This is a genomic window from Actinoplanes solisilvae, assembly GCF_003999975.1.
Classification (GTDB): Bacteria; Actinomycetota; Actinomycetes; order Mycobacteriales; family Micromonosporaceae; genus Actinoplanes; species Actinoplanes solisilvae.
Genome location: NZ_RJAC01000002.1, coordinates 66,052 through 89,816, shown reverse-complemented (window position 1 = coordinate 89,816; position 23,765 = coordinate 66,052). Strand labels below are relative to the sequence as shown.

The 23,765-nt window shown below is 69.7% G+C and carries 23 protein-coding genes and 1 pseudogene; 17 read left to right on the top strand and 7 right to left on the bottom strand.

What is annotated here, in order from left to right; translation table 11 throughout:
- Nucleotides 1-17 precede the first annotated feature (17 nt).
- Nucleotides 18-1,301, bottom strand: a complete 1,284-nt coding sequence (locus tag EER30_RS07230; RefSeq protein WP_127499579.1) for a GAF domain-containing protein — start codon at nt 1,299-1,301, stop codon at nt 18-20.
- A 180-nt stretch (nt 1,302-1,481) separates the two neighbouring features.
- Here EER30_RS07230 and EER30_RS07225 point away from each other — a divergent pair, with 180 nt between their 5' ends.
- The 4 genes from EER30_RS07225 to manA are packed head-to-tail and all read left to right on the top strand — an operon-like array spanning nt 1,482 to nt 5,063.
- Nucleotides 1,482-1,682, top strand: coding sequence for a Trm112 family protein (locus tag EER30_RS07225; protein WP_127499578.1), 201 nt, complete (start codon nt 1,482-1,484; stop codon nt 1,680-1,682).
- Entirely contained in the window at nt 1,682-2,905 is a 1,224-nt protein-coding gene (locus tag EER30_RS07220) for an SIS domain-containing protein (protein WP_127499577.1), read from the top strand. Before EER30_RS07225 ends, EER30_RS07220 begins: the two co-directional genes overlap by 1 nt.
- Before the next feature lie 21 nt (nt 2,906-2,926).
- Nucleotides 2,927-3,871: a cation diffusion facilitator family transporter gene (locus EER30_RS07215; protein ID WP_127499576.1), complete on the top strand. Its 945-nt coding sequence runs from the start codon at nt 2,927-2,929 to the stop codon at nt 3,869-3,871.
- Between the two features lie 19 nt (nt 3,872-3,890).
- Nucleotides 3,891-5,063, top strand: coding sequence for a mannose-6-phosphate isomerase, class I (manA, locus tag EER30_RS07210; protein WP_127499575.1), 1,173 nt, complete (start codon nt 3,891-3,893; stop codon nt 5,061-5,063).
- A gap of 533 nt (nt 5,064-5,596) precedes the next feature.
- Here the strand turns inward: manA and EER30_RS07205 are convergent.
- The gene (locus EER30_RS07205) at nt 5,597-6,022 is read right to left on the bottom strand and encodes a hypothetical protein (RefSeq protein ID WP_127499574.1); all 426 of its coding nucleotides are present in this window, start codon (nt 6,020-6,022) and stop codon (nt 5,597-5,599) included.
- A gap of 222 nt (nt 6,023-6,244) precedes the next feature.
- On the opposite strand from EER30_RS07205, the gene EER30_RS07200 reads away from it, so the two are divergent.
- From EER30_RS07200 to hpf, 7 genes are all read left to right on the top strand, one after another.
- Nucleotides 6,245-7,105: a DUF5753 domain-containing protein gene (locus EER30_RS07200; protein WP_127499573.1), complete on the top strand. Its 861-nt coding sequence runs from the start codon at nt 6,245-6,247 to the stop codon at nt 7,103-7,105.
- 44 nt (nt 7,106-7,149) lie between these two features.
- Nucleotides 7,150-7,353 carry a DUF397 domain-containing protein gene (locus tag EER30_RS07195; RefSeq protein WP_127499572.1) on the top strand — a complete coding sequence of 68 codons (204 nt, stop codon included), beginning with the start codon at nt 7,150-7,152 and terminating at the stop codon, nt 7,351-7,353.
- Between the two features lie 157 nt (nt 7,354-7,510).
- On the top strand, nt 7,511-8,200 hold the full coding sequence (mtrA, locus tag EER30_RS07190; protein WP_089293161.1) for an MtrAB system response regulator MtrA: 690 nt from the start codon (nt 7,511-7,513) through the stop codon (nt 8,198-8,200).
- 29 nt (nt 8,201-8,229) lie between these two features.
- Complete coding sequence (gene mtrB, locus EER30_RS07185; protein WP_127499571.1) at nt 8,230-9,969, top strand: MtrAB system histidine kinase MtrB; 1,740 nt, start codon at nt 8,230-8,232, stop codon at nt 9,967-9,969.
- Nucleotides 9,969-11,792 carry an LpqB family beta-propeller domain-containing protein gene (locus EER30_RS07180; protein WP_127499570.1) on the top strand — a complete coding sequence of 608 codons (1,824 nt, stop codon included), beginning with the start codon at nt 9,969-9,971 and terminating at the stop codon, nt 11,790-11,792. Before mtrB ends, EER30_RS07180 begins: the two co-directional genes overlap by 1 nt.
- Nucleotides 11,793-11,800: 8 nt before the next feature.
- Nucleotides 11,801-12,589 (top strand): ComF family protein, encoded by a 789-nt coding sequence (locus tag EER30_RS07175; protein ID WP_127499569.1) that lies wholly within the window; start codon nt 11,801-11,803, stop codon nt 12,587-12,589.
- Nucleotides 12,590-12,891: 302 nt separating this feature from the next.
- Nucleotides 12,892-13,512 (top strand): ribosome hibernation-promoting factor, HPF/YfiA family, encoded by a 621-nt coding sequence (hpf, locus tag EER30_RS07170; RefSeq protein WP_127499568.1) that lies wholly within the window; start codon nt 12,892-12,894, stop codon nt 13,510-13,512.
- A 23-nt stretch (nt 13,513-13,535) separates the two neighbouring features.
- On the opposite strand, the gene EER30_RS07165 is transcribed toward hpf, so the two are convergent.
- The gene (locus EER30_RS07165; RefSeq protein ID WP_240669874.1) at nt 13,536-14,720 is read right to left on the bottom strand and encodes a GNAT family N-acetyltransferase; all 1,185 of its coding nucleotides are present in this window, start codon (nt 14,718-14,720) and stop codon (nt 13,536-13,538) included.
- 91 nt (nt 14,721-14,811) lie between these two features.
- Here EER30_RS07165 and secA point away from each other — a divergent pair.
- Nucleotides 14,812-17,325 (top strand): annotated as a pseudogene (gene secA, locus EER30_RS07160) (preprotein translocase subunit SecA); the annotation flags it as partial.
- Between the two features lie 57 nt (nt 17,326-17,382).
- Nucleotides 17,383-17,727, top strand: a complete 345-nt coding sequence (locus EER30_RS50240; RefSeq protein WP_489884457.1) for an SEC-C metal-binding domain-containing protein — start codon at nt 17,383-17,385, stop codon at nt 17,725-17,727.
- 105 nt (nt 17,728-17,832) lie between these two features.
- Here the strand turns inward: EER30_RS50240 and EER30_RS07155 are convergent, their stop codons facing one another.
- The 3 genes from EER30_RS07155 to EER30_RS07145 all read right to left on the bottom strand — a co-directional run bounded on the left by EER30_RS07155 (nt 17,833) and on the right by EER30_RS07145 (nt 19,321).
- On the bottom strand, nt 17,833-18,441 hold the full coding sequence (locus EER30_RS07155) for an Rv3235 family protein (RefSeq protein ID WP_127499566.1): 609 nt from the start codon (nt 18,439-18,441) through the stop codon (nt 17,833-17,835).
- Between the two features lie 153 nt (nt 18,442-18,594).
- Complete coding sequence (locus tag EER30_RS07150) at nt 18,595-18,828, bottom strand: helix-turn-helix transcriptional regulator (RefSeq protein WP_127499565.1); 234 nt, start codon at nt 18,826-18,828, stop codon at nt 18,595-18,597.
- Between the two features lie 37 nt (nt 18,829-18,865).
- Nucleotides 18,866-19,321, bottom strand: a complete 456-nt coding sequence (locus tag EER30_RS07145; protein WP_127499564.1) for an Lrp/AsnC family transcriptional regulator — start codon at nt 19,319-19,321, stop codon at nt 18,866-18,868.
- A gap of 94 nt (nt 19,322-19,415) precedes the next feature.
- Between EER30_RS07145 and EER30_RS07140 the strand changes: the two genes are divergently transcribed.
- The gene (locus tag EER30_RS07140; RefSeq protein WP_127499563.1) at nt 19,416-19,832 is read left to right on the top strand and encodes a rhodanese-like domain-containing protein; all 417 of its coding nucleotides are present in this window, start codon (nt 19,416-19,418) and stop codon (nt 19,830-19,832) included.
- 252 nt (nt 19,833-20,084) lie between these two features.
- A complete protein-coding gene (locus EER30_RS07135) occupies nt 20,085-20,546 on the top strand; it encodes a DUF6912 family protein (RefSeq protein ID WP_127500214.1) in 462 nt (153 codons plus the stop codon).
- 102 nt (nt 20,547-20,648) lie between these two features.
- Here EER30_RS07135 and EER30_RS07130 read toward each other — a convergent pair whose 3' ends face one another.
- Complete coding sequence (locus EER30_RS07130; RefSeq protein WP_127499562.1) at nt 20,649-21,593, bottom strand: hypothetical protein; 945 nt, start codon at nt 21,591-21,593, stop codon at nt 20,649-20,651.
- 366 nt (nt 21,594-21,959) lie between these two features.
- On the opposite strand from EER30_RS07130, the gene EER30_RS07125 reads away from it, so the two are divergent.
- Entirely contained in the window at nt 21,960-22,475 is a 516-nt protein-coding gene (locus EER30_RS07125) for a PadR family transcriptional regulator (RefSeq protein ID WP_127499561.1), read from the top strand.
- 90 nt (nt 22,476-22,565) lie between these two features.
- Complete coding sequence (prfB, locus tag EER30_RS07120) at nt 22,566-23,678, top strand: peptide chain release factor 2 (RefSeq protein WP_127499560.1); 1,113 nt, start codon at nt 22,566-22,568, stop codon at nt 23,676-23,678.
- The last annotated feature ends 87 nt before the right edge of the window (nt 23,679-23,765 follow it).

Here is a 23,765-nt window from a genome sequence, read left to right as displayed (position 1 = left end):
CTGGGGTACGGCCGACGTTAGTTACGGCTACGTTGCATCGACGTTGCAAGACCGTATTCATGTTGGAGCTCGCGTATTCGGGCCAGGGCGAACGGGCGGTCGGCCGCGGTCGAGGGCAACAACCGGGCGTACGCCTCCCAGATCTGCAGGTCGTCGGCGCCCCACGGGGAGTGCAGCCAGGTCTGCAGCAGGGTGCGGTCGCGGGCGGCCAGCAGCGCCGAGCGCAGCCGGTCATCGACGAGCCGCCGCAGCTTGGCCACGCCCGGGGCATCGGAGGAGGGCAGGAGCGGTCCCGCGTACGCCTCCAGCGCCTCAGCGGTCCGCCCGAGCTCGAGCAGCCGCACGACCGTACGGAAATCGGCCCCCACCTCGGCCCGCAAGCGGTAGGGCCGCGACTCCATCAGCTCGGGGCCCAGGGCGCGGCGCAGCCGGGACAACTCGGCGCGCACGGTCACGGGGCTCGTGTCGTCGCCGTAGAGAGCGAAGCCGAGCTCGTCGCCGGTGCTGCCCTCGGGGTGGGCCAGCAGCAGCACCAGCAGCTCGGAGTGGCGACGTCCCAGACGCCACTGCCGGCCCTCGAAGGTAAGCAGCGCCTCGTTGCGACCGAGCGCGGCGACCAGACCCGAGGTCGCCGCCGTCGGCAGATGACCGCGCAGATAGGCCTCGGCGGCGAGCGCGGTGGCCCGTACGAGAGCAAGGCTGTGGGGGTTGGCCAGATGATCACCGCCGGTGACGTCGATCGCGCCGAGCAGCCGCCCGCTGGCCGGGTCGTGGATCGGGGCGGCCGCGCACGTCCAGCGCTGCACCGAGCGGCTGAAGTGTTCCGTCGCGAAGATCTGCAGCGGGTGATCGATGGCCAGGGCCGTGCCCGGCGCGTTCGTGCCGGCGTGCGCCTCGTCCCAGCGGGCGCCGGGCACGAAGTTCATCGCCTCGGCCCCGCGCAGGACCTTCGCGGTTCCCTCGACCCAGAGCAGGCGCCCGTACGCGTCGCAGACCGCCATCAGGTGCTCCCCGTCCTCGGCCAGGCCGCCGAGCAGGTCGCGGAAGATCGGCAGGGCCCGGGCCAGCGGATGGGCGGCGCGATAGGACTCAAGATCGTCGTCGCTGAGCTCGATCGGGGCGGTGGCGTCGGCGCTCGGCAGCGCGACCGCGGAACGCCGCCACGAGTCGGCCACGACCGACCGCATCGGCGGCCCGGCGGACGGTTCACCGGTCACGAAGCGCTCATGGGCACGCCCGACCAGACGCATGCGCTCGACGGGGTCGGCACCGGCGTCGAGGGCGAGCCACGGGTTGGGCAAGGAGCCACCTCCTGACCCACCCATCGTGACCCGCATCACGCCCGGCGACAAGCCGTCTTCACGGACCGTACTTATCGCCATCGGACCCGGCCCCAACGCGATGAACGTTCGACCCCACCGCACTAGGATCGTGTGGCCTCATCCTTTCGTCATGTCTTTCGTCATGTAAGGAGCCGTTCGGTGGCCCTCGATCCGCAACTGCTGGACATCCTGGCCTGTCCGGACACCCATCACGCGCCGCTCACCCACGACGCCGACGCTCAGACGCTGACCTGCACCGAGTGCGGGCGCATCTTCGAGATCCGCGACGACATCCCGGTTCTCCTGCTCGACGAGGCGCGACTGCCCGCCGGTGGCGACCGTGCGGACGGTGCGGCCTGATGGCGGGTCCGCTCGAGGGCGGCGCCGGCGTGCACGGTCACCGGCACGTCGACGAGTCCGCGCTCGACGACGAGAAGTCGATGCTCGCCAACGACCCGGGCGGCATGTTGCGCGCCACGGCGTCGGCCGGCGCCCAGGTGCGTGAGGCCGCCGCGCTCGCCGCGGAGACCGACCTCAGCATGCTGGCCGACGAGGGCCGCCCCCGCGCGGTCGTCGTCGCCGGCATCGGCACCGCGGGTCTGACCGGCAGCATCCTGTCGACCGTGGCCGGCCCGCGCTGCCCGGTGCCGATCATCGGTCACCGCAGCCCCGGCCTGCCCGGCTGGGTCGGCGCGGCCGACGTGGTCATCGCGGTCTCCGCCTCCGGCCGCAGCCCCGAGGCGCTGGCCGCGGCCGAGGCGGCCGCCCGGCGCGGCGCCCGGCTGGTCGCCGTCGGCAACCCCGACTCCGAACTCGAGGCGATGGCCGCCCGCGCCCGTGCACCTTTCTTCCCCGTGCCGCGCCGCGCGCCCGCCCGTGCCAGCCTCTGGGGGCTCGCCGTGCCGGTGCTGCTCGCCGCCCGCGCGATCGGCCTGGTCAAGGTCAACGAGGCTGACCTGGCCGAGACCGCGACCCGGCTCGACGCCGACGCCGAACGCTGCCGGCCCGGCGCCGACTCGTTCGTCAACCCGGCCAAGGCGCTGGCCCTGGGCCTGGCCGGCTCGATCCCGATCGTCTGGGGCTCGTCCCCGCTGGCCACGGTGGCGGCTCGCCGCTTCGCCGACACGCTGGCCGCCAACGCGCGCTACCCCGTGATGGCCGGCGCGCTGGGCGAGGCCGGCCGAGGCCGGGTCGGACTGCTCGACGGCGTCTTCGGCGGGCTCGCCGAGTCGTCGCGCGACATCTTCGCCGACCCCGAAACCGAGGAGACCGACGCGACCCGGCTCCGGCTCGTGCTGTTCCGCGACGGCGGGCTCAACCCCGAGGAAGACGCGGACGAGCCGGTCGCCGTCGAGGAGCGCCGGGCCGACGCGGTGCAGACCCTGGCCGAGCGGCGCGGGGTGCGCTGCGACGTGCTCACCGCCGAGGGCGGGTCCGCGCTGGAGCGCCTGGCCTCGCTCACCGCCGTGCCCGACTTCGCCTCGCTCTACCTCGCCCTGGCCCACGGCCTCGACCCGATGGCGGTCCCCGCGATCAGCGAGATGAAAGAGCTGTCGAACCCACTGCCCGAGGCGCTGCAGTGATCCTGGGGTTGGTGGTTCCACGTGAGTGCTGAAGGCGGCACCAGGGCGATCGTCGCGGCCCTGACAGCGAACATCGGGATCGCGGTCACGAAGTTCGTCGCCTGGCTGCTCACCGGCTCGTCGTCGATGCTGGCCGAGGCGATCCACTCGGTGGCCGACTCGGGTAATCAGCTACTGCTTCTCATCGGCGGCAAACGGTCCCGCCGCCAGGCCACCCCCGAGCACCCCTTCGGGTTCGGGCGGGAACGCTACATCTACGCGTTCATCGTCTCGATCATTCTGTTCAGCGTCGGCGGCCTGTTCGCGCTCTACGAGGCCTGGCACAAGATCCAGCATCCCGAGCCGATCGAGAGCTGGAAGTGGGTCCCGGTCCTGGTGCTGGTGGTCGCGATCGGCCTCGAGACCTATTCGTTCATCACCGCGATCCGTGAGTCCAACCGCACCCGGGGTACGACCTCCTGGGTCAACTTCGTGCGCCGGGCGAAGGCGCCCGAACTCCCGGTCGTGCTCCTCGAAGACTCGGGCGCACTGCTCGGCCTGGTCTTCGCGCTGTTCGGGGTGTCCCTCACGCTGATCACCGACAACGGCGTGTGGGACGGCATCGGCACCGCGGCGATCGGCCTGCTGCTGGTGACGATCGCGGTGATCCTGGCCATCGAGACCAAGAGCCTGCTGCTGGGCGAGAGCGCGAGCGCCGAGTCGACCCGCCGCATCGAAGAGGCGGTTCTGGCCGGCGAGGGCGTCGAACGCATCATCCACATGAAGACGCTGCACCTCGGCCCCGAAGAACTGTTGGTCGCGGTCAAGATCGCGGTGCCCGGGGCGGAGCGGGCGGACGAACTGGCTCGCCGCATCGACGAAGCCGAGGCCCGCATCCGTGAGGCGGTGCCGATCGCGCGGGTCATCTACATCGAGCCCGACGTCTATCGTCCCGCCCTAGCATCTCCGTCCTCGCCAGCCCCGTGACCTCGGTACGCTGTCGATCATGAGCGTCTACTCGCTGACCGGGGTCGTCCGGCCGTACGCCTGGGGTTCCCGCACCGTCATCGCCGAGCTGCAGGGCCGCCCGGCCCCGACGGCGGAGCCCGAGGCCGAACTGTGGCTGGGCGCCCACCCCGGCGACCCCGCCACGGTCGCCACGTCCGGCGGCCCGGTCAGCCTCGAGGCGCTGATCACCGACGACCCGAAGGGCCAGCTCGGCGAGGCGGTGCTCGACGCGTACGGGCCGCGCCTGCCCTACCTGCTCAAGGTGCTGGCGGCCGAGAGCCCGCTGTCGCTGCAGGCCCACCCCGACCTGGCGTACGCGAAGCTGGCCTTCGCGCGGCAGGACGCCGACCCGGGCCTGCCGAAGAACTACACCGACGCGAACCACAAGCCCGAGATGCTGGTCGCGATCACCCCGTTCGAGGCCCTGTGCGGCTTCCGGTCGCCGATTGTCGCGGCCGACGCGATCGAGGCGTTCGGCATCGCCTCGCTGGCGCCGGTGGTGGACTCGCTGCGCGGGGGAGACCTGCGCACGGCCGTGCAGACCCTGCTGACCTGGCCCGCGGACGACCGGGCGCCATTGATCGAGGCGGTGGTGGCCGCTGCTTCGGCTTCCGATGACCCGTCGTCCGTGCTGGCGGTCGATCTGGCCGGCCACTATCCGGGCGACCCCGGCGTGCTGGTGGCCCTGCTGCTCAACCACGTGAGGCTGCAGCCCGGCGAGGCGATCTGGATGCCGGCCGGGAACCTGCACGCCTACCTGCGCGGGGCGGGCGTCGAGTTGATGGCGGCCAGCGACAACGTGCTGCGCGGCGGGCTGACCCCCAAGCGGGTCGACGTGGGCGAACTGCTCAACGTGCTGCGCTTCGAGGTCCTGGAAGACCCGATCCTGCACGGCACGGAGGTGGCCCCGGGCATCGCGACGTGGTCGGTGCCGGTCCCCGACTTCGAGCTGCTCAGAATCGACATGGACGGCACCCGGCCGCCCACGGAGATCCCGGCTTCGGGGCCGCGCATCATTCTCGCGGTCTCGGGCGACGTGTTCGTGGGCGAGGCCGTCGACGGCACCCCGGTCGAACTGACGCCGGGCACAGCGGCCTACGCACCCGCCGACGCCGGTGCCATCAAGGTCGCCGGAACAGGCCAGGTCTTCGTGGCCGCCGTTCCCGCCTGACCTGCTTTCGGCGGCGGCCGCTTCCAGCCGCTCGTGGCTGGACCGCGGCTGCGGCGACCAGAGCAGCCACCGCGGTCCAGCCGTGGCCGACTTCTACGTCGCTGAACCGCCCGTGGCGCCCAGGCGGCACTTCCAGCCGCTCGTGGCCGCGTTGCGCCTGTGGATAACTCGGCTCGGTTGTGCGCCGGGAAGCGTAGGGTCGGCCCCGCCTCTCCCCGGGTGGGTGGGGCGGCTAGAGGTGTGTACGGGCTGGGCTTGACGACTACGGGGCAGTAGAGCGCTTGTCAGGGTCGATGCCCGGCCGAAAGGTCCTACCGTCGAGGCGGGTTGCTTGACGGCGGATGGTGAAGCGTTAGCAACGCCCAGTTAGACAATGAAAATAGGAAATTTCCGGATTTGCTTGACATGGCCTGTGCGGAGTGTGAATCTATAAACACGCAGCGTCATTGGTGATCGGGGGGTCCCACGGACGCGCGCGGTACCAAACCGGGGGGATGAACGGGGCGACGGGCTTAGGCCTGTCGTCCCGTTCGCTATTCGCGCTTCGCGGCCCATGCGTCAATGCGCTGCGACCTCGACCGCCGCGCCACCGCCTGCCGCGCGGGCCGCATCCCGCCCTTTGCCGCGCGGGCCGTATCCCGCCCTTGCCGCGCCGGTTCACCCCTGCCACCGTTCGCGTGCGGTTCGATCCGCTCGCTCATGCCCATCGGTGTGCTCAAGACCCGTATGCCCTCGATCGCTAACTCGTGTGGGTGACTGGTCAAGTGGCGCTCTTCGGGGTCGGTGCCTTTTCCCATAGCGGACAAACCTCGCCGCAAGGACTCGGGGGTCGCCGGCCGACTCTGGGCGATGACGGCTTTTTCGATCTCGTGGCGAAAGTCGCGGCAGTGGGCCCGGCCACGACGGGAGAGGGCGGCGCGAGACGTGCAGGAGTCGTGCTCGCGGTTGTCGCGCTCCACGTGGCGTACGGGAAAGCGGTTTTAAGGATCTTCAACGCTCGGACGAGAGCGGGTCCCGTCCGAGCGAACGGACGGGACCCGTTTCTTCGGGTCGGTGGTGTTTGCCGCCACCCCGAGCCCGTAGCCGACCTCTATTACTTCATGGCCTCTGACCTGCGTGCAAGTGCAGAGCGTGCAATGCAAGTTGCAGACAGCGACCGATGTGCCGTTATGGTGTTCCGCATGGCCAGGGCGACCTCCACGGCGCGGCTCGAGCTCGGTAATGAGCTGCGCCGCCTTCGTGGTGCCCGCCGGGGGGCCGCTGTGGCCTCCGCGCTCGGCTGGTCCGAGTCCAAGCTGAGCCGCATCGAGACCGCGCACACCGGCATCACCGAGCCCGATCTCGACCGATTGCTGACCACCTACGGCGTACGGGTCGAGGACCGTGATCGCCTGCGCGAGCTCGCCAGTCGTGGTCGCGCCCGCGCGTGGTGGACGCCCTATCGGTCCTCGGTGCCCGACCCTTACGACGAATACGTCGCGCTCGAGGCCGAGGCCGTGCTGATCAGCGAGTGGGAACCGCAGGTCGTCCCCGGTCTGCTGCAGACGGACGAATACGCCCGGGCCGTGATCGAGGTCGGGGCCGATGTCGGCGCGGCCGAGACCATCCAGCGGCGCCTCGCTCTGCGCATGGCCCGTCAGGCCGTGCTGACCCGGGATCCGCCGCCGATGTTGCGTATCGTGCTCGACGAGGCCGTGCTGCATCGCGAGGTCGGCGGGCGTGAGGTTCTGCGGCGGCAGTTGGCGCGGCTGGTCGAGGCCAGCGGGCGTCCGGGGGTTGAGCTTCTGGTGCTTCCGTTCAGCGCCGGCGCGCACGCGGGCATGACCGAGCCGTTCATGGTTCTGGAGTTCGAAGCGGGCACGCGGGCGCCGGTCGCGCACAGCGAGGGCCTTACCGGTGGTCTCTTCCGAGTGAAGCCGGCCGACGTCGACGTCTATCGGGACGCTCTGTCTGACCTGCGGGAACGCTCGATGTCGGCAGAGTTGAGCCGAACGGCTGTCGCTGAGAGGGAGGAAGCGCTCCGCCTGCTGACCGCATCGTGAGCTGAAATGGGGGTGCCTTTAACACCCTCGGAAGGGGAACCACGATGCAGGACGCCACTCTTTCCTGGCGTAAGAGCACTCGAAGCGGAGCCGCGGGCCACTGCGTCGAAGTCGCGACCGTCCCGTCGGCCGTGCTCGTGCGTGACTCGAAGGACGCCTCCGGTCCGGTGCTCGCGTTCGGCGACACCGACTGGTCCGGCTTCATCGCCGGTGTGCGGGCCGGGGAGTTCGACCGGCCCGGCGCTTGATCTACAGGTAGCCGGCCGGGCGGTCCCTCGCGGGGCCGCCCGTTCTGCCACCGGGTGTCGCTTCCGGGCCTTCGGATCGCCTAAGCTGACCCCTGATTTGTGCAAGATCGCCCCCGGGGTACGTGGGGTTCGGGAGGACAGTGCAATATTGGACCGCATGAGAGCCCGGGTACTCGTCGTCGATGACGATCCAGCGCTGGCCGAGATGCTCGGCATCGTCCTGCGGAGTGAGGGATTCCTGCCCTCGTTCGTCGCCGACGGGGAGCGAGCCCTGGCCGCCTTCCGCGAGAGCCGGCCCGACATCGTGCTGCTCGACCTGATGCTGCCCGGCATGAGCGGCATTGACGTGGCCCGGGCGATCCGGGCCGAGTCCGGCATCCCGATCGTCATGCTGACCGCCAAGAGCGACACCGTCGACGTGGTGCTCGGCCTGGAGTCCGGCGCCGACGACTACGTGGTCAAGCCGTTCAAGCCCAAGGAGCTGGTCGCGCGCATGCGGGCCCGGCTGCGCCGGGGTGAGGACGCGGCGCCCGAGATGCTCACGATCGGGCCGCCCGGCAACCAGATCACCATCGACGTGCCGGCCCACACGGTGTCCCGCGACGGTGAAGAGGTCAAGCTGACGCCGCTCGAGTTCGACCTGCTGGTGGCCCTGGCCCGCAAGCCGCGCCAGGTCTTCACCCGCGAGGTGCTGCTCGAGCAGGTGTGGGGTTACCGCCACGCGGCCGACACCCGGCTGGTCAACGTCCACGTGCAGCGGCTGCGCGCCAAGATCGAGCCGGACCCCGAGCGGCCCGAGATCATTTTGACCGTGCGGGGGGTCGGCTACAAGGCAGGCACCGGCTAGGCGCGACGAGCGGCTAATCTTGCCGCGTAATGCGTGCTCCCACCTGGCTTCCGCTCCCCGTCCGCCGCACCCTGAGGGTCCTGCGGCGATACTGGCGTGTCCTCGCGCGCCGCTTCGAGGTGTGGTCGTCGCCGGCCCGCCGGTCCTGGCGGCGCTCCCTCCAGTTGCGCGTCGTGGCGCTCACCCTGGTCGCGTCGAGCCTGCTCGTCGGGGCGTTCGGCTGGTTCATCGCCGACCGCAGCGCCAAGATCCTGCTCAACCGCGCGCAGGACGAGGTCCAGGTCTCGATGCGGAACAAGGTGGCGTACGCGGAACAGCAGCTCACGACCAACCCGGCCGCACGCGATCCGAAACTGCCGGAAACGTTCAGCCTGATCGTGAACCAGCTGGCCGACGGCGACCCGACCGAGTCCGGCGGGTCCGTGGTGTCCATGCGGGCCGGCCAGTTCCCCGAGCTGCCGTCGATCACGTCGTCGAACGTCGACACCGACCAGCTCATCACCCTCGACCTGAGGCGTGAGGTCTCCGACGAGAAGAAGGTGGCCCGCCAGATCGTCACCGCCCGGGTCGACGGCCGGACCACGAAATACCTGGTGACCGGCTCCCCGGTGCCGACCAGTTTCGGTCACGTCGAGCTCTATTACCTGGTGCCGCTGACCACCGAGGACAGCGCGGCCAACCAGATCCGCACGACGGTGCTGGCCACCGGCCTGGCCCTGGTCATCATGCTCGGGGTGATCGCGGGCCTGGTCACCCGTCTGGTTGTCACGCCGGTGCGGGTCGCCGCGCGCACCGCCCAGCGGCTCAGCGCCGGCCTGCTCGACCAGCGCATGAAGGTCGACGGCGAAGACGACCTGGCTCTTCTCGCCGCCTCGTTCAACCAGATGGCGGCGAACCTGCAGCGCCAGATCGTGCGGCTCGAAGAGCTGTCCCGCCTGCAGCGCCGGTTCACGTCCGACGTCTCCCACGAGCTTCGAACCCCACTGACCACCGTACGGATGGCAGCCGATCTGATCTTCGCCGAGCGCGACGAGTTCGACCCGGCCGTCGCGCGCAGCGCCGAGCTGCTGCAGGCCGAGCTCGACCGGTTCGAGAGCCTGCTGACCGACCTGCTCGAGATCAGCCGCTTCGACGCCGGGTTCGCCGCCCTCGACGCCGAGCACAGTGATCTCGTGCCGATCGTCGAGCGGGTCGCCGACCGCCTGTCCGGCCTGGCCGAGCGGGTCGGCGTGACGATCGAGCTGCACCTGCCCGACACGCCGGTGATCGCCGAGGTCGACCCCCGCCGGGTCGAGCGGGTGCTGCGCAACCTGGTCGGCAACGCCGTCGAGCACGGCGAGGGCAAACCGGTGCAGGTCACCCTGGCCAGCGACGAGTCCGCGGTCGCGATCACGGTGCGCGACCACGGCATCGGCCTCAAACCGGGCGAGGAACGGCTGGTCTTCAACCGGTTCTGGCGGGCCGACCCGTCCCGGGCGAGACAGACCGGGGGTACGGGTCTGGGCCTGTCGATCAGTGCCGAGGACGCGCGCTTGCACGGCGGCTGGCTCGAGGCGTGGGGCGCCCCCGGCGAGGGTGCCCAGTTCCGGCTCACCCTGCCGGTGCGCTCGGGTGACCGGCTGCTCGCGGCGCCGCTGCCGTTGATCCCGCGCGACCGCACCGTCGACGAGACCGCGCCGGAAACCACGGCGGAACCGTCCGAGCCGGATGCTTCCGGGCCTAAGGCTTCCGGGCCGAAAGCATCCGGGCCGAAAGCTGAGGTGCTCTGATGAAGCGTCGGCTCTGTGCCGTGCTCGTGCTGGGCGCGCTCCTGCTCGGCGGGTGCGGCATCCCGGACGAGAGCAGCGTGACGGTCGTCGGCGACGGGCCGTCGGGTGGGGGCTCGGTCGGCGTCGAGCTTCCGCCGCCGACCCAGTACACAAGGGAGAACGCCACCGACACCGAGTCGCTCGCCGACTATTACCTGCAGGCGGCGGCCGGCGACCCCGGCACCGCGCTGGACCGGGTGAAGACGTTCCTGGCCCCCGACGAGGCGGCCCGTTTCTCGACCGGCAACGACATCAAGATCGTTCGCGAGGTCGAGGAGCCCAACTACTCGCCCGGCCAGGCCAGGATCACATTCAGGGTGCAGGTGGTCGGCACGCTGACCAGCGACGGCGTGCTCCACCCCCAGGTCTCCACCGACCCCGTGTCGTACACGTTCGAGGTCGGCTCGGTGCAGGGCCGCACAGGTCTGTACCTGCTCAACGCGCCGGCCGAGATGTTGATGACCGACAAGGCGCTCGAATCGTTCTACTACCGCCGCACGATCTATTGGTGGAACAACGACAACACCGGGCTCGTGCCCGACCTGCGCTACATGCCGCGCACCGTGCCGGGCGTGCAGCAGCCGACGACGATTCTCGACTGGCTGACCGGTGGCCCGTCCCCCTGGTTGCGCGAAGCGGTCCACAGCCTGCCGCAGGGCACCCAGCTGGCCGACAACGTGCCCGCGATCAACAACGACACGCTCGAGGTCAACCTCAACGAGAAGGCGATTCCGCAGGGCGCCGACGCGGGCGCGATCGACCGGCTGCGACGGCAGCTCCAGTGGTCCATCCGGCCGTTGAAGGCGCGCACGGTCGTGATCAAGATCGGCCGTAACGACCCGGTCCGCAGCGTCGACGGCGAGTTCCTGGACAGTAATCCGGCCTATCGGCTCGCTGACGCGCCCGAGCGGTTCGCCGTACAGAGCGGGGTGATCCGGCGGCTCATGGAGTCGCCGCACGTCGACGAGCCGGTGCCCCTGATCAAGCCGGCCGCGAACAAGAACGTCGCCTCCGCCGCCTTCAGCGCGTCGCCGACCCGCACCTATGCGGCGCTGGTGACCGGATCGGGCGACGGCCGCAAACTGCGGGTGGCGCAGGCGCCGCAGGGCGAGCAGGCCGACCTCAAAGAGGTGGGTCTCCTCTCGGGCGCGCTCGGTGTGCCGGTCTGGGCGCAGGTGCCCGCCGGCGACGTCGCCACCCGGGCGATCGGGCTGATCACCATGAACAACAAGCTCTACAGTTTCGACGCCGTCGGCTCGCGGGCCCAGCCGGTCGAGTGGCCGGGCGCCCCGGGCCCCATCTCGGCGATCGCTGTGGCTCCCGACGGCTATCGGGTGGCCGTGACCAGCGGTGGCCGGCTCTATCGGGCGACGCTCGACACCAGCGGCGACGGGGTCGCGTTGAACCAGCCCGAGCAGGTGCTGGCGCCCAAGTTGAAGACGGTGACGGCGGTGGCGTGGAGCAGCGAGACCTACCTCGTGGTGGCCGGTGCGCTGAGGGACGCCGGGGACGAGCGGTACGCCGTGCTCGACATGACGATCGACGGGGCGCTCTCCAAGACCCGCCTCGACGACATCGGCTCCCAGCAGGTGACCTACCTGACGGCCTATCCGTCGAGCCCGGTGAACGGCGGCGAGTGGTCGGACTCGGAGTCGTACATGGCCGGCACCGAGGCCTACGACGTACTCAGCGTGGCCGAGAAGATCACCGTGAAGCAGTTGGCCGGCCCTGCGCCGTCGCCGTCGTCCGGCGGCAGCCCGACCGCCCCGTTCTTCCTGGGCTGAGCACGACCGTGGCCGGGCTTCTCGCCGACCTCGCCGACCTGGTGCTGCCCGCCCCGTGCGCCGGGTGCGAGGCCGAGCGGGTGCCGCTGCGCTACGGCGCGTGCGCGACCTGCGCCGCGCGTCTGGAGGCGCTGAGGCCGTTCCGCACCGCGCCGGGTTCGCCCCCGCCGGGCTGGCCGGTCTGTGTGGCCGTCGGGCCCTACGACGGGGCGCTGCGCGGGGCGCTGCTGGCTTACAAGGAGAAGGGCCGGCACCGGCTGGCCAAGCCGCTCGGCGGTCTGCTGGCGACCGCGGTGGCCGCCCTCGCCCCGCGCGGGACACCGGTGGCTCTCGTGCCCGTGCCGTCGACCGCCGCGGCGGCCCGGGAGCGGCACGGCGATCACATGATGCGGTTGGCCGCACACGCTGTGCGGCGGCTGCGCGTGGCGGGTTGGGACGCTTCTGTCACCCCTCGGCTCGAAGCGTTACCGCGCCCTGACTCTACGTCACTGAGCGTGGCTGATCGGCGTGCCGTAGCTGAGGATTCCCTGCGAATCCGGCGGGCCCGAATCGGCGTTCCGCGGCGCTCCGGGCCCCCGAAAGGCACGCTGGTCATAGTCGACGACATCGTCACCACGGGGGCCACTCTGGCCGCCGCTACGGGTCGGCTCGAGGAGGCGAAGATGCAGGTCGCGGGTGCAGCGGTGTTAGCTGCCACACAGTTGCGGAGATCGTCGTCATCCGGTTTCGGTAATTTCTCGCCTGGGGTCACAGAAAAGGTGGAACCTCGGGCATTCGGTATCCCGAACGAGGGGTGACGAGAGAGCGTCGGCACGTTAGCGTCTTTGTGACGAGGGTATGAGTCACGGCTCATCCCGCCCACCCGGCCAGGCGCAGCGTTCCCGCGAACCGCCGCACCGGAAAGGAGTCGTCTACTTCGCCATCGGTCACGCCCAGTGAGCTGACCATCGGGGTCGTTCACGGCGTCGCCGCCGATCATCAACACCGCGTCGCAGTACGGCGCCCCCGGCTCCCAATAGCTCTGCCTTCAGCCGTCTTCAGGGCGGTGGGCGGGGCGGTCGGAGGGGTCTGTAGAAGCAAACGTTGGGGGAGGTCACGAGTGGACATTGTCGTCAAGGGCCGCAACGTAGAGGTTCCCGATCACTACCGGGAACACGTCGCCGACAAGTTGAGCAAGGTCGAGCGCTACGACCAGAAGCTGATCCGGACAGACGTCGAGCTGTTCCACGAGCGCAATCCACGCCAGTCCGACACGTGCCAGCGAGTCGAGATCACCGTCATGACGAGAGGCCCCGTGATTCGCGCCGAGGCCTGCGCCAAGGACTTCTACGCAGCCCTGGACTGCGCCATCACCAAGCTCGACGGCCGTCTGCGGCGCTCCGCCGACCGGCGCCGGGTGCACCGCGGGCGTCACGCCCCCATGTCAGTGGCGGCGGCCACCGCCGGCCTGCCCACCGACCTCCTCCTCGCCCAAACGGCCGAGGAGACCTCACCGGTCGCCACCGCCCTCGCGGAACATGACGAGGACCAGCCGTGGCGCATCGTGCGGGAGAAGGAACACCCCGCTGACCCGATGACCGTCGACGACGCCCTCTTCCAGATGGAGCTCGTCGGCCACGACTTCTATCTCTTCCTCGACAAGGACAGCGGCCGTCCCAGCGTCGTCTATCGCCGCCGCGGCTACGACTACGGCATCCTGTCGCTCGAGACCACGGGCTAGTCACCCATCACCGCCGGGGGCCTTCAGTTCAGAAGGTCCTCGGCCAGGAGGACGAACTGCACGTCGTCGGTGCGTGTCCCGTCCGGGCCCGGCAGGCGTTTGCGCAGGTAGGCCTCCTGATGAAAGCCCGCCTTGGTCAACACCCGCTGGGAACCCAGGTTGTCCGGGTGGGCGCCGGCGATGAGCCGTACGACGCCGGTCTCGGCGAAGACCCACAGCGACAGAAGCTGGGCCGCCCGGGTCGGGAAACCCCGCCCGCGGTAGGCCGGCAGCATGCTGTAGCCGATCATCGCCTGCTGGGTGAAGGGCTCGTCGTAGAACAGGCCGATGTCGCCGGCCGGCCGCCCGTCGGCCACGTCTTCGATCACCAGGTCGGCCCGGGTGCCGGCAAGCCATTGCGCCTCGGCCCACGCGCAGCGGCGACGGTTCTGTTCCCGGGTGGGGGCGACCGGCGGCACGCTCGTGTTGATCACGTCGGGCAGTGCCCGAAGCTCTGTGAGGAAGTCGACGTCGCCCGGCCCGAGCGGACGCAGACGCACCACGCCGTCGGTGAGCTCGCCGCCCGGAAGATCGGGCAAAAGGCGCGGCGGAGGGTCGCCCGAGTCGGCGGCGAGGCGGGTGAAGACGACCATGTCGTCGCGTTCGCCGCCGCGGCCGGGCTCGGCCCCACGACGTACGCCCTCTCGGGTGTAACCGGCGTTGAGGGCGACCCTGTGACTGAGCGGGTTCTCCCAGTGGGCCAGCAGCTCGAGCCGTTCGAGACCGTGGGCCAGGGCGTGCCGGCTCAGGGATCGCAGCGCGGCCGTCGCCACACCCCGTCCGCGGGCCCACGGACCGACCCAGTAACCGACCTCGGCCTGCCTGCGAGCAGGCACTACCTTGTCGAAGCCGATGCCGCCGAGCAGCTCGTCGGTCTCGGGATCGGCGATGGCGTAGAGCGTGCCGCCCTCGGCGTAGGTGGCCGCGACACGCTCGGCGATGTAGCGCTCGGCGTGCGCGAGGGTGAACGGGGTGGACAACGAGGGCAGGAACCGTTGGGTGATCGGATCGTCGAGCCCGATGGCGAGTGCCTCGGCGTCGTCGGCGCGAAACGCCCGGAGGCGTACCCCTGTGCCGTTGATCTGTGCGATGGTCCCGCCCTCTCCTTCTCCCGGCTTATCCTGCCTGAACTCCTGCGCTCTCAGCGAACTTGATGTGTAGTTTCGCACCCTTTGTGCGGTTAACCGGAGGCTCGGGTCACTGCTCCGGCGGAAGGATGCCTACGATGGTTCGGCAGACTGTCTAGGGGAGCGCTGACCCGTGTCGATATTGGAAAAGGTCCTACGCGCCGGCGAAGGCCGCATGGTGCGACGGCTCAAAGCGATCGCGCAAGCGGTCAACTCGATCGAGGACGACTACGTCGACCTCACCGACGAAGAGCTGCGCGAGTGCACCCAGCAGTTCCAAGAGCGCTATCAGGACGGCGAGTCCCTCGACTCGCTGCTGCCCGAGGCGTTCGCGGTGGCTCGCGAGGGCGCGAAACGAGTGCTCGGCCAACGGGCCTACGAGGTCCAGCTCATGGGTGGCGCGGCCCTGCACTTCGGCAACATCCCCGAGATGAAGACCGGTGAGGGCAAGACCCTGACCGGCGTGTTCCCGGCCTACCTCAACGCGTTGAGCGGCAAGGGCGTGCACATCATCACGGTCAACGACTACCTCGCCCAGCGCGACGCCGAGTGGGTCGGCCGCGTGCACGTCTTCCTCGGCCTCACCGTCGGCGTGATCCTGCCGAACCGGCCGTCGATCGAGCACCGGGCCGCCTACCAGTGCGACATCACGTACGGGACGAACAACGAGTTCGGCTTCGACTACCTGCGCGACAACATGGCGTGGTCGAAGGACGAACTGGTGCAGCGCGGCCACAACTACGCCATCGTCGACGAGGTCGACTCGATCCTCATCGACGAGGCGCGTACGCCGCTGATCATCTCCGGTCCCGCCGAGCACTCGGCCCGGTGGTACGGCGAGTTCGCCGCCCTGGTCAACCGGCTGCAGCGCGGCAAGGAGGGCGAGGCCGACTACGACGTCGACGAGGCCAAGCGCACCATCGCGATCACCGAGCGCGGCGTGGCCAAGGTCGAGGACCGCATCGGCATCGACAACCTCTACGAGTCGGTGAACACCCCGCTGGTCGGCTATCTGAACAACGCCATCAAGGCCAAGGAGCTCTACAAGCGGGACAAGGACTACATCGTCGACGAGGGCGGCGAGGTCCTCATCGTCGACGAGTTCACCGGTCGCATCCTGCACGGCCGCCGCTACAACGAGGGCATGCACCAGGCCATCGAGGCGAAGGAAGGCGTCGAGGTCAAGCAGGAGAACCAGACCCTGGCGACCATCACGCTGCAGAACTACTTCCGCCTGTACGAGAAGCTCGGCGGCATGACCGGTACGGCGCAGACCGAGGCCGGCGAGTTCAACAGCGTCTACAAGGTCGGCGTCGTCTCGATCCCGACCCACCGGCCGATGATCCGCATCGACCACCCCGACGTCATCTACAAGACCGAGAAGGCCAAGTTCGAGGCCGTCATCGAGGACATCGCCGAGCGCCACGCCAGCGGTCAGCCGATCCTGGTCGGCACGGTCTCGGTCGAGAACTCCGAGATCCTCTCGCAGCTCCTGCGCCGCCGCGGCATCCCGCACAGCGTGCTGAACGCGAAGTTCCACGCCCAGGAAGCGACGATCATCGCGCAGGCCGGACGTAAGGGCGGCGTCACGGTGGCCACCAACATGGCCGGCCGCGGCACCGACATCCTGCTCGGCGGCAACCCCGAGTTCCTCGCGGCCAACGAGCTCGCCCAGCGCGGCCTCGACCCGGTCGAGAACCCGGAGGAGTACGCGAAGGCCCTCGAAGAGGTGCTGCCGATCTGGAAGGAGGCCTGCGAGGAAGAGGCCGCCGAGGTCCAGGCGGCCGGCGGGCTCTACGTGCTCGGCACCGAACGGCACGACTCGCGGCGCATCGACAACCAGCTCCGCGGCCGCTCCGGCCGGCAGGGCGACCCGGGCGAGTCCCGGTTCTACCTGTCCCTGCAGGACGACCTGATGAAGCGGTTCCGCGCGGGTGCGGTCGAGGCCGTCATGGAGCGGTTCAACATCCCCGACGACGTGCCGATCGAGTCCAAGATGGTGACCCGGCAGATCCGCAGCGCCCAGACCCAGATCGAGGGTCAGAACGCCGAGATCCGCAAGAACGTCCTCAAGTACGACGAGGTGCTCAACAAGCAGCGCCAGGTCATCTACGCCGAGCGCAAGCGCGTGCTCGACGGCGAGGACATGCACGACCAGGTCGCCAACATGATCGACGACGTGGTCGCCGACTACGTGACCGCGGCCACCACAGACGGCTACGCCGAGGACTGGGATCTCGACCAGCTCTGGACGAACCTGCGCCGCCTCTACCCGGTCAGCCTCACGATCGACGACATCGTCGAGGAGTCCGGCGGCGAACGCGGCACGATCGACCAGGAGTTCCTCTCCGCCCAGCTTGTCGAGGACGCCCGCACGGCCTACTCGACCCGCGAAGAGGAGCTGGGGGCCGAGGCGCTGCGTGAGCTCGAGCGCCAGGTGCTGCTCAGCGTCATCGACCGTAAGTGGCGCGAGCACCTTTACGAGATGGACTACCTGCAGGAAGGCATCAACCTGCGGGCGTACGCCCAGCGCGACCCGGTGGTCGAGTACCAGCGCGAGGGCTTCGACATGTTCAACCAGATGATGGAGGGCATCAAGGAGGAGGCGGTCGGGTTCCTGTTCAACCTGGAGGTTCAGGTCGAGGAGCAGCCCACGGTGACCGTCGACCCCAGCAAGGCGGTGCCCCTGCCGGCCGGCGGCGTGATGGCCCCCGGCGACAACGAGACCGACTCCGACCGCGTCGAGGTGCGGGCCAAGGGTCTGGGCGGCCCCGGTCGTCCGCAGAACCTGCAGTACACCGCACCGGCGATCGACGGCGCGGCGGGCGAGGGCTCCCCGGTGATCCAGAGCGGCCCGACCCGGCAGGAGGCTCCGGCGCTCGGCATCGGCCCCGGCGGTTCCCCGGTGCCGGCCGGTCCGGCGCACACGTCGTCGCGGACCGCGGGTCGCCAGGCCACCGAGTCGAACGGGCCGTCGCGTAACGCGCCGTGCTACTGCGGCTCGGGCAAGAAGTACAAGCGCTGCCACGGGGCTCCTGGAGCCGCCTGAGCCAGCTTTCCGACGGCCCGCGAGCGTTCTTGCTCGCGGGCCGTTCGTCTGTCCCGGCCCGGAACGCCCGCTGCCGGGCGTGGTCGGCAGGCGCCCCGGGGGCTCTCAGACGAGGCGCAACGCCGTGGCGCGCCAGGATTCCTGGTGCAGTTCGAGCCGCAGGGCCAGTGCCCAGGTGCGGTCGGCGGTCAACAGGGCCACGGCGGCCTCGATGGCGCCCGGGCGCGGTTCGCAGAGAACAACCCGGATGACGGCCACGGGGGCGGTGCGGCGCGGGGTGCGGCGGCCGGGGTGGGAGGCCTTGCGGAGATCGGCCACGCGGTGGGCCGCGGCCGTGCCCTGAGCGACGACCTCGGACGCCTCCATCGGGCGGGAGAGGCGGCGCAGGTGGGCGGCCGGGCGGTGACCGTTGAGGACCTCGACGCAGGTGCGCACGAAGCAGCGGACGGCCAGCCTGGCGTCGGCCGAGGCGCCGGCGATGGCGGCCGGGGGCGCGTCATTCGGCTTCGCCGGTGTGGGGCGCTGCGCCGGCGCGGGCCAGTCGAGGGCCATTTGGTGGGCGGTGGCCCAGACGATGGGCTCCAACTCGTCGTCGAAGGGCGGCTCGCAGCGCGGGGTGGGACGCAGGGTGACGGTGGTCTGCGGCCCTTTCCGGCGATGGGGGCGGCGGCTTGGCGCGGCCTCTGTGAGGGTTGCCTCCAACGTGCTGTTCATCGTTCCACCCACCCCAGTCCTGTCACGATCTTGCGTTTGCCTTTGTTTGCCTTCGTTTGCCTGTGACGACGATTGTCTCCGGCATTTTGAAGACGGGTCAACGCGCGATGAGATCGAACTTGGCCAGGCGAGAAGAGGGACAAACCGGGTGGTTCAGTCGCGTTCCTCGGCGGCGTTCAGCGGATTCCGGGCCACCCAGTCGGCCGTCTCGGCGTACTTCTGCTCGATGTACTGCTCGAGCCGGGCGCGCTCAACCCGCCACTGACCCCGGCCGCCGATCTTGATCGCGGGGAGCTCGCCGCTACGGACCATGTGATAGACCTGCGACTCCGAGACGTTCAGCTCGGCGGCGACGTCAGGGAGCAGCAGGAAGCGTGGTTCGGTCATCTCACCCCCTGAATGCCTCAGTTTGCCACCGATGGCTTCACTTCGGCTCGGAGATGGCACGTCCGGTGAGCAGGCTCGAATAGACCACGCTCGTCGTGACCGGGCCCAGACCCGCGATGCGGCCGGTGATCTCTTCGAGGTGACGCATCGAGCGGCTCAGAACCTTGAGCACGAAGCAGTCCTCGCCGGTCACGTGATGAGCCTCGACGATCTCGGGCGTCGAATCGAGCAGGGCGTGGAAGGGCCGGTAGTTGCCGGTCGGGTAGCGCAGCCGGACGAAAGCCATCACCTCAAGACCCAGGCGCTCGGGGTCGAGGCTGGCCCGATAGCCCGCGATCACGCCCGCGTCCTCGAGCCGGCGAATCCGCTCGGCGACAGCACTGGGAGACATCGCCACGGCACGAGCCAGTTCCGCGTACGAGGTCCGGCCGTCCTTCTGCAACTCGGTCAGTAGCTGCCAGTCCGTACGGTCGAGCGCGGCATCCGTGGTCATGGCGGCCATTTAAGCGTCTTTCCCCGGCCGAGCGCCAGATGTGCCGGGGAACGACCATGTAACAGTGGCGTTCGTGCACCTAGCGTGATGTGTCATGACAATCACCGCCGTTGAATTCTTCGCCGCCCGGCTCGCTTTCCAGACCGATGTCGCCGACGTGAGGGCGGCCCTCGCGAGCGGGGAGCCAGGCTTCGTGCTGGTCGACTCGCGGTCGAAGCAGGCCTGGGACCAGGGACACATTCCCGGGGCGGTGCACGGGCCGACCGCGGACCTGCCGGGTGGACTCGACCCGGCGGTGCCCGTGGTGACCTATTGCTGGGGGCCGGGGTGTGACGGCGCTACCCGGGCGGCTCTCGTGCTGGCCCGGGCCGGCTATGCGGTCAAGGAGATGATCGGAGGCGTCGAGTATTGGGTGCGGGAGGGATTTCCGTTGCGCACGCCGCTGGGCGACGTCATGGCCCCGGCCGACCCTCGCACTGCTCCGGTGATGGCCGAGGCTTGCGGCTGTTGAGCTCTTGTCACCGAGCCCTCTCCCACCCGGGGCGGCCGACACTAGCCCCGGGAGGTGGGAGCAGGCCGGGTTATCCACAAAAGCGGGTTGTCCACAGGCCGGCCGCCCCGGCCCGCCACGATCCGGGCACGACTGGTGGAATGGGCCTACCCCGAAACCGCGGCGGCGGTGTACTACGGGGACGGTCCAACCGCAGGAGGAGACGTGCCGATCACCGAGCTGGTCCGGGTCTACGTGCCGGCCACCGTGCCGATGCTCGCGGCCCTGCGTGCGAAGGGCAGCCTCGGCTCCGGGCCGCTGGAGGCGCACGCCGTGACTCCGGCGCTCCGCGAGTGGTATGCGGAGGGCGACGAGGAGGAGCTGGAATACGTCGCCTTCACCCGGGCCGCCCAGGGCGCTCTCCACCTGCTGCGCCTCGACCCGGCGGCGCCGCGGCGGCGGGTCGTGGTCTCGGCCGACGTGCCGTCCACGGCGCTCGTGCGCGAGGACGTCGAGCTCGGCTCCAGCACCGTGCGGCTGCCCGAGCCGGTGTCGCTCAAGGAGATTGCCGCGATCCACGTTGACGGCACCGACGCGGCCGAGGCGGTGGCGGCTGCGGCCGAGGTGGTCGACGAGGCCGCCGCGGGCGATCCCGACGCCCAGTTCACGGTCGACAGCGCCGAGGACCACGAGCTGGAGTGGTACGCGGTGACAGAGCTCGACGAACTGGTCTAGCTCGGCTCCGAAGAGCTCTGTCGCGTCGGTGCCCCGCCGGCGGCCGCGCGAGCTGGATGCCGGTGCGGGGCCGCCGGGAAACGGACCGCGAGCGCGAAGGGCCTAGCTCGCGGGGGCGGGCTCTTCCTCGTCGTCGGTGGCGGGGCTGATCGTGCGGCCGACCGCGATGGTGCCGCTGATCGCGCCGATGAACAGGACGATCAGCGCGCTGTTGAGCCGCGCACCGCTGAGCGTCTGCTGCACCACCAGTTCCAGCTCGCTGACCCGGCCGGCCAGGTCGAGCACGCGGTGCCCGGCCGTGCGGGTGAGGATCTCGGCGATCACGAGCAGCAGGCCGGGGCCGGCGCCCGCGAGACCGTAGAGCGGCCAGGGCACGTCCAGCTCGCCGGAGCGGCGACGGGCGCGGCGCAGCACGAGATAGGACACGATGCCCGCCGCGAGACCGCTGAGCAGCCCCTGGCCGTAGGTGAACCACTGTGTCGCGTTGGCTCGTGACGACGCGTCGTCGGAACTGAGCACGTCGAGCAGCGGGCCCTGGAAGACGTTGAGCACGAAGCCGACCACGAAGACGGCCACCGACGCCCAGCCGGCCGCGTTGATCACGCGGGGGATGCGGAAGCCGGCCAGCGCGCCGCCGATCGTCGACGCGGCCGCGACCGTGCCGCCGACCACCGCGTACAGCCAGCCCTCGGTGTTGATCGTGACGATCACCAGGGCGCCCAGGATGCCGAGGACCAGGCCGGTGCCGGTGGCGATCGCGAAACGGGTGCTCGCGCCGAGCTCGCGACGGCGGCTCAGCAGGGCCAGCACGGCGAGCGCCACGGTGGACCCGGTGACGATGCTGGCCGAGATGGCACCGGGCAGCGCGTAGGCGGTGGAGGTGACCTCCATTTCGACGTCGACGCGCCCGGTGATGGTGGCGCGCGCCGACCACAGCATCGCGCCCATCCAGACCAGCGTGACGCCGGCCAGCAGAAGACCGTTCGACGAGGGCTGCTCGGCGGCGGCAGCCGGTTTAGGGGCCGCTGCGACCTCCTGCTCTGTCATGGGGCTCAGGGTACGCGGCGATTCTGGGGGCCTCGAAGGGCGTCTGAAGGGGGCCTCGAAGGGCGTCCGAAGGCCGAAACCGCGTCCTGGCGCGACGAAACCGAGGTCAATGTCGCATTTATTGGGAGCGCGGCCGTTTCTCAGCGGCTTTGTGTCCGGTTTTCGGATGGTTGCTGCCCGGCATCGCCGTCTGACCGTTTGGCTAGCGCCATTTTAGCTGGTCAACGGCGATTTTTTAGGCAGAACGCGCCGTCTTGACCCTCGTGGTCGGACAGTCTGTGCGCGACAGTCGCTTGTGGAGACGCAAACTGGACGGATCGGGCGAAATCCTGGACGTCGGCGCGACAAAGTGGCAGCTTAGAAGGCATGCCCGACTCTCAGATCAATCCCACGGCTGCCGCTCTGCTCGGCCTGCTTCACGAGGGGCCGATGACCGGCGGACAGCTCATGGCGGCTGCCGAACGCCGTCTCGGGCCATACTGGTCGATGACGCGGAGCCAGGTCTACCGCGAATTGCCGGTTCTCGCCGAAATGGGTTACGTCCGCCTCGGCAAGCCAGGCCCACGATCCAGCCAGCCCTACGCCATCACCGCCTCCGGCAAGCGAGCCTTCAGCCGGTGGCTTGCCGAGGCCCCGGGCCGGGACGCCTTGCGCAACCCGGTCGCGCTGCGGGTCGCCTTCGGCGATCAGCACAGCGGCAATCAGCTGCAGACCCTTTACACCGCGTCCACCGAGTATCACTCCGAGGCGCTCGCGATGGCCCGGGAGCAGGCGAAGGAGGCCAAGAAGGCCGGCGATCAGTACGGCGCCGCCGCCCTCGAGTTCGCCGTCGCCTATCACAAGGCCGCCTTGAGCTGGCTCAAGATCGCTCCGGCGAACTGACGAGGCGACTGACGAGGCCAGTGACGAGGCCACTGACGACTGGGCCGCCCCGGCCAGCTTTCTGGGCGGGGCGGCGTAGTCTTGAGTGTTGTGACCGCTGCGGACTACCCCGAGCAACTCAAGACCCTCGACGCCACCCTGCGCAACATCGAGAACGTCCTGGACGTCGACAAGCTGCGGCGGGACAAGGCGGATCTCGAGGAGCAGGCCTCTGCGCCCGACCTGTGGGACGACCAGGCCCGTGCACAAGAGGTCAATAGCCGCCTTTCGTACGTCTCCGGCGAAATCGCCAAGATGGATCGTCTCCGTTCCCGGCTCGACGACGCCGGGCTTCTGCTCGAGATGGCCGAGGCCGAGGGCGACGAGGGGTCGGTGAACGAGGTCGGCGAAGAGCTGATCGGCCTCAGCAAGGCCGTCGAGGAGATGGAGGTGCGCACCCTGCTCTCCGGGGAGTACGACTCCCGGGAAGCGGTGGTCGCCATCCGGGCCGGCGCCGGCGGCGTCGACGCGGCCGACTTCGCCGAGATGCTCATGCGCATGTACCTGCGCTGGGCCGAGCGTCACGGCTACCCGACCGAGGTCTACGAAACCTCTTACGCGGAAGAGGCCGGGCTCAAGTCGGCCACTTTCGCGGTCAAGGTCCCGTACGCCTACGGCACCCTCAGCGTCGAGTCGGGCACCCACCGTCTGGTGCGTATCAGCCCGTTCGACAACCAGGGCCGGCGTCAAACGAGCTTCGCCGGCGTCGAGGTGATGCCGGTGGTCGAGCAGACCGATCACATCGACATCCCGGACAACGAGCTGCGCGTCGACGTCTACCGTTCGTCGGGTCCTGGTGGACAGAGCGTTAACACGACCGACTCCGCTGTGCGGCTGACGCACATTCCGACGGGCATCGTCGTGACGTGTCAGAACGAGAAATCGCAGCTTCAGAACAAGGCCTCCGCGATGCGCGTGCTCCAGGCTCGACTGCTCGAGCGCAAGCGTCAGGAGGAGGAGGCGAAGATGGCGGGGCTCAAGCAGGACACCACTGGATCATGGGGCGACCAGATGCGCTCGTACGTTCTGCACCCCTACCAGATGGTCAAGGATCTGCGTACTGAGCAGGAAACCGGCAACCCGACGTCGGTCTTCGACGGTGAGCTCGACGAGTTCATCGAGGCCGGCATCCGCTGGCGTAAGACGTCGCAGAAGTCGTCCTGATCCACTCTGCACGGCTCGCCTCGGCACGGACTGCCACGGCGTCTGAACGCTCGGTCAGACGCCGCCGTCCGGCCGAGGTTTTCTTTA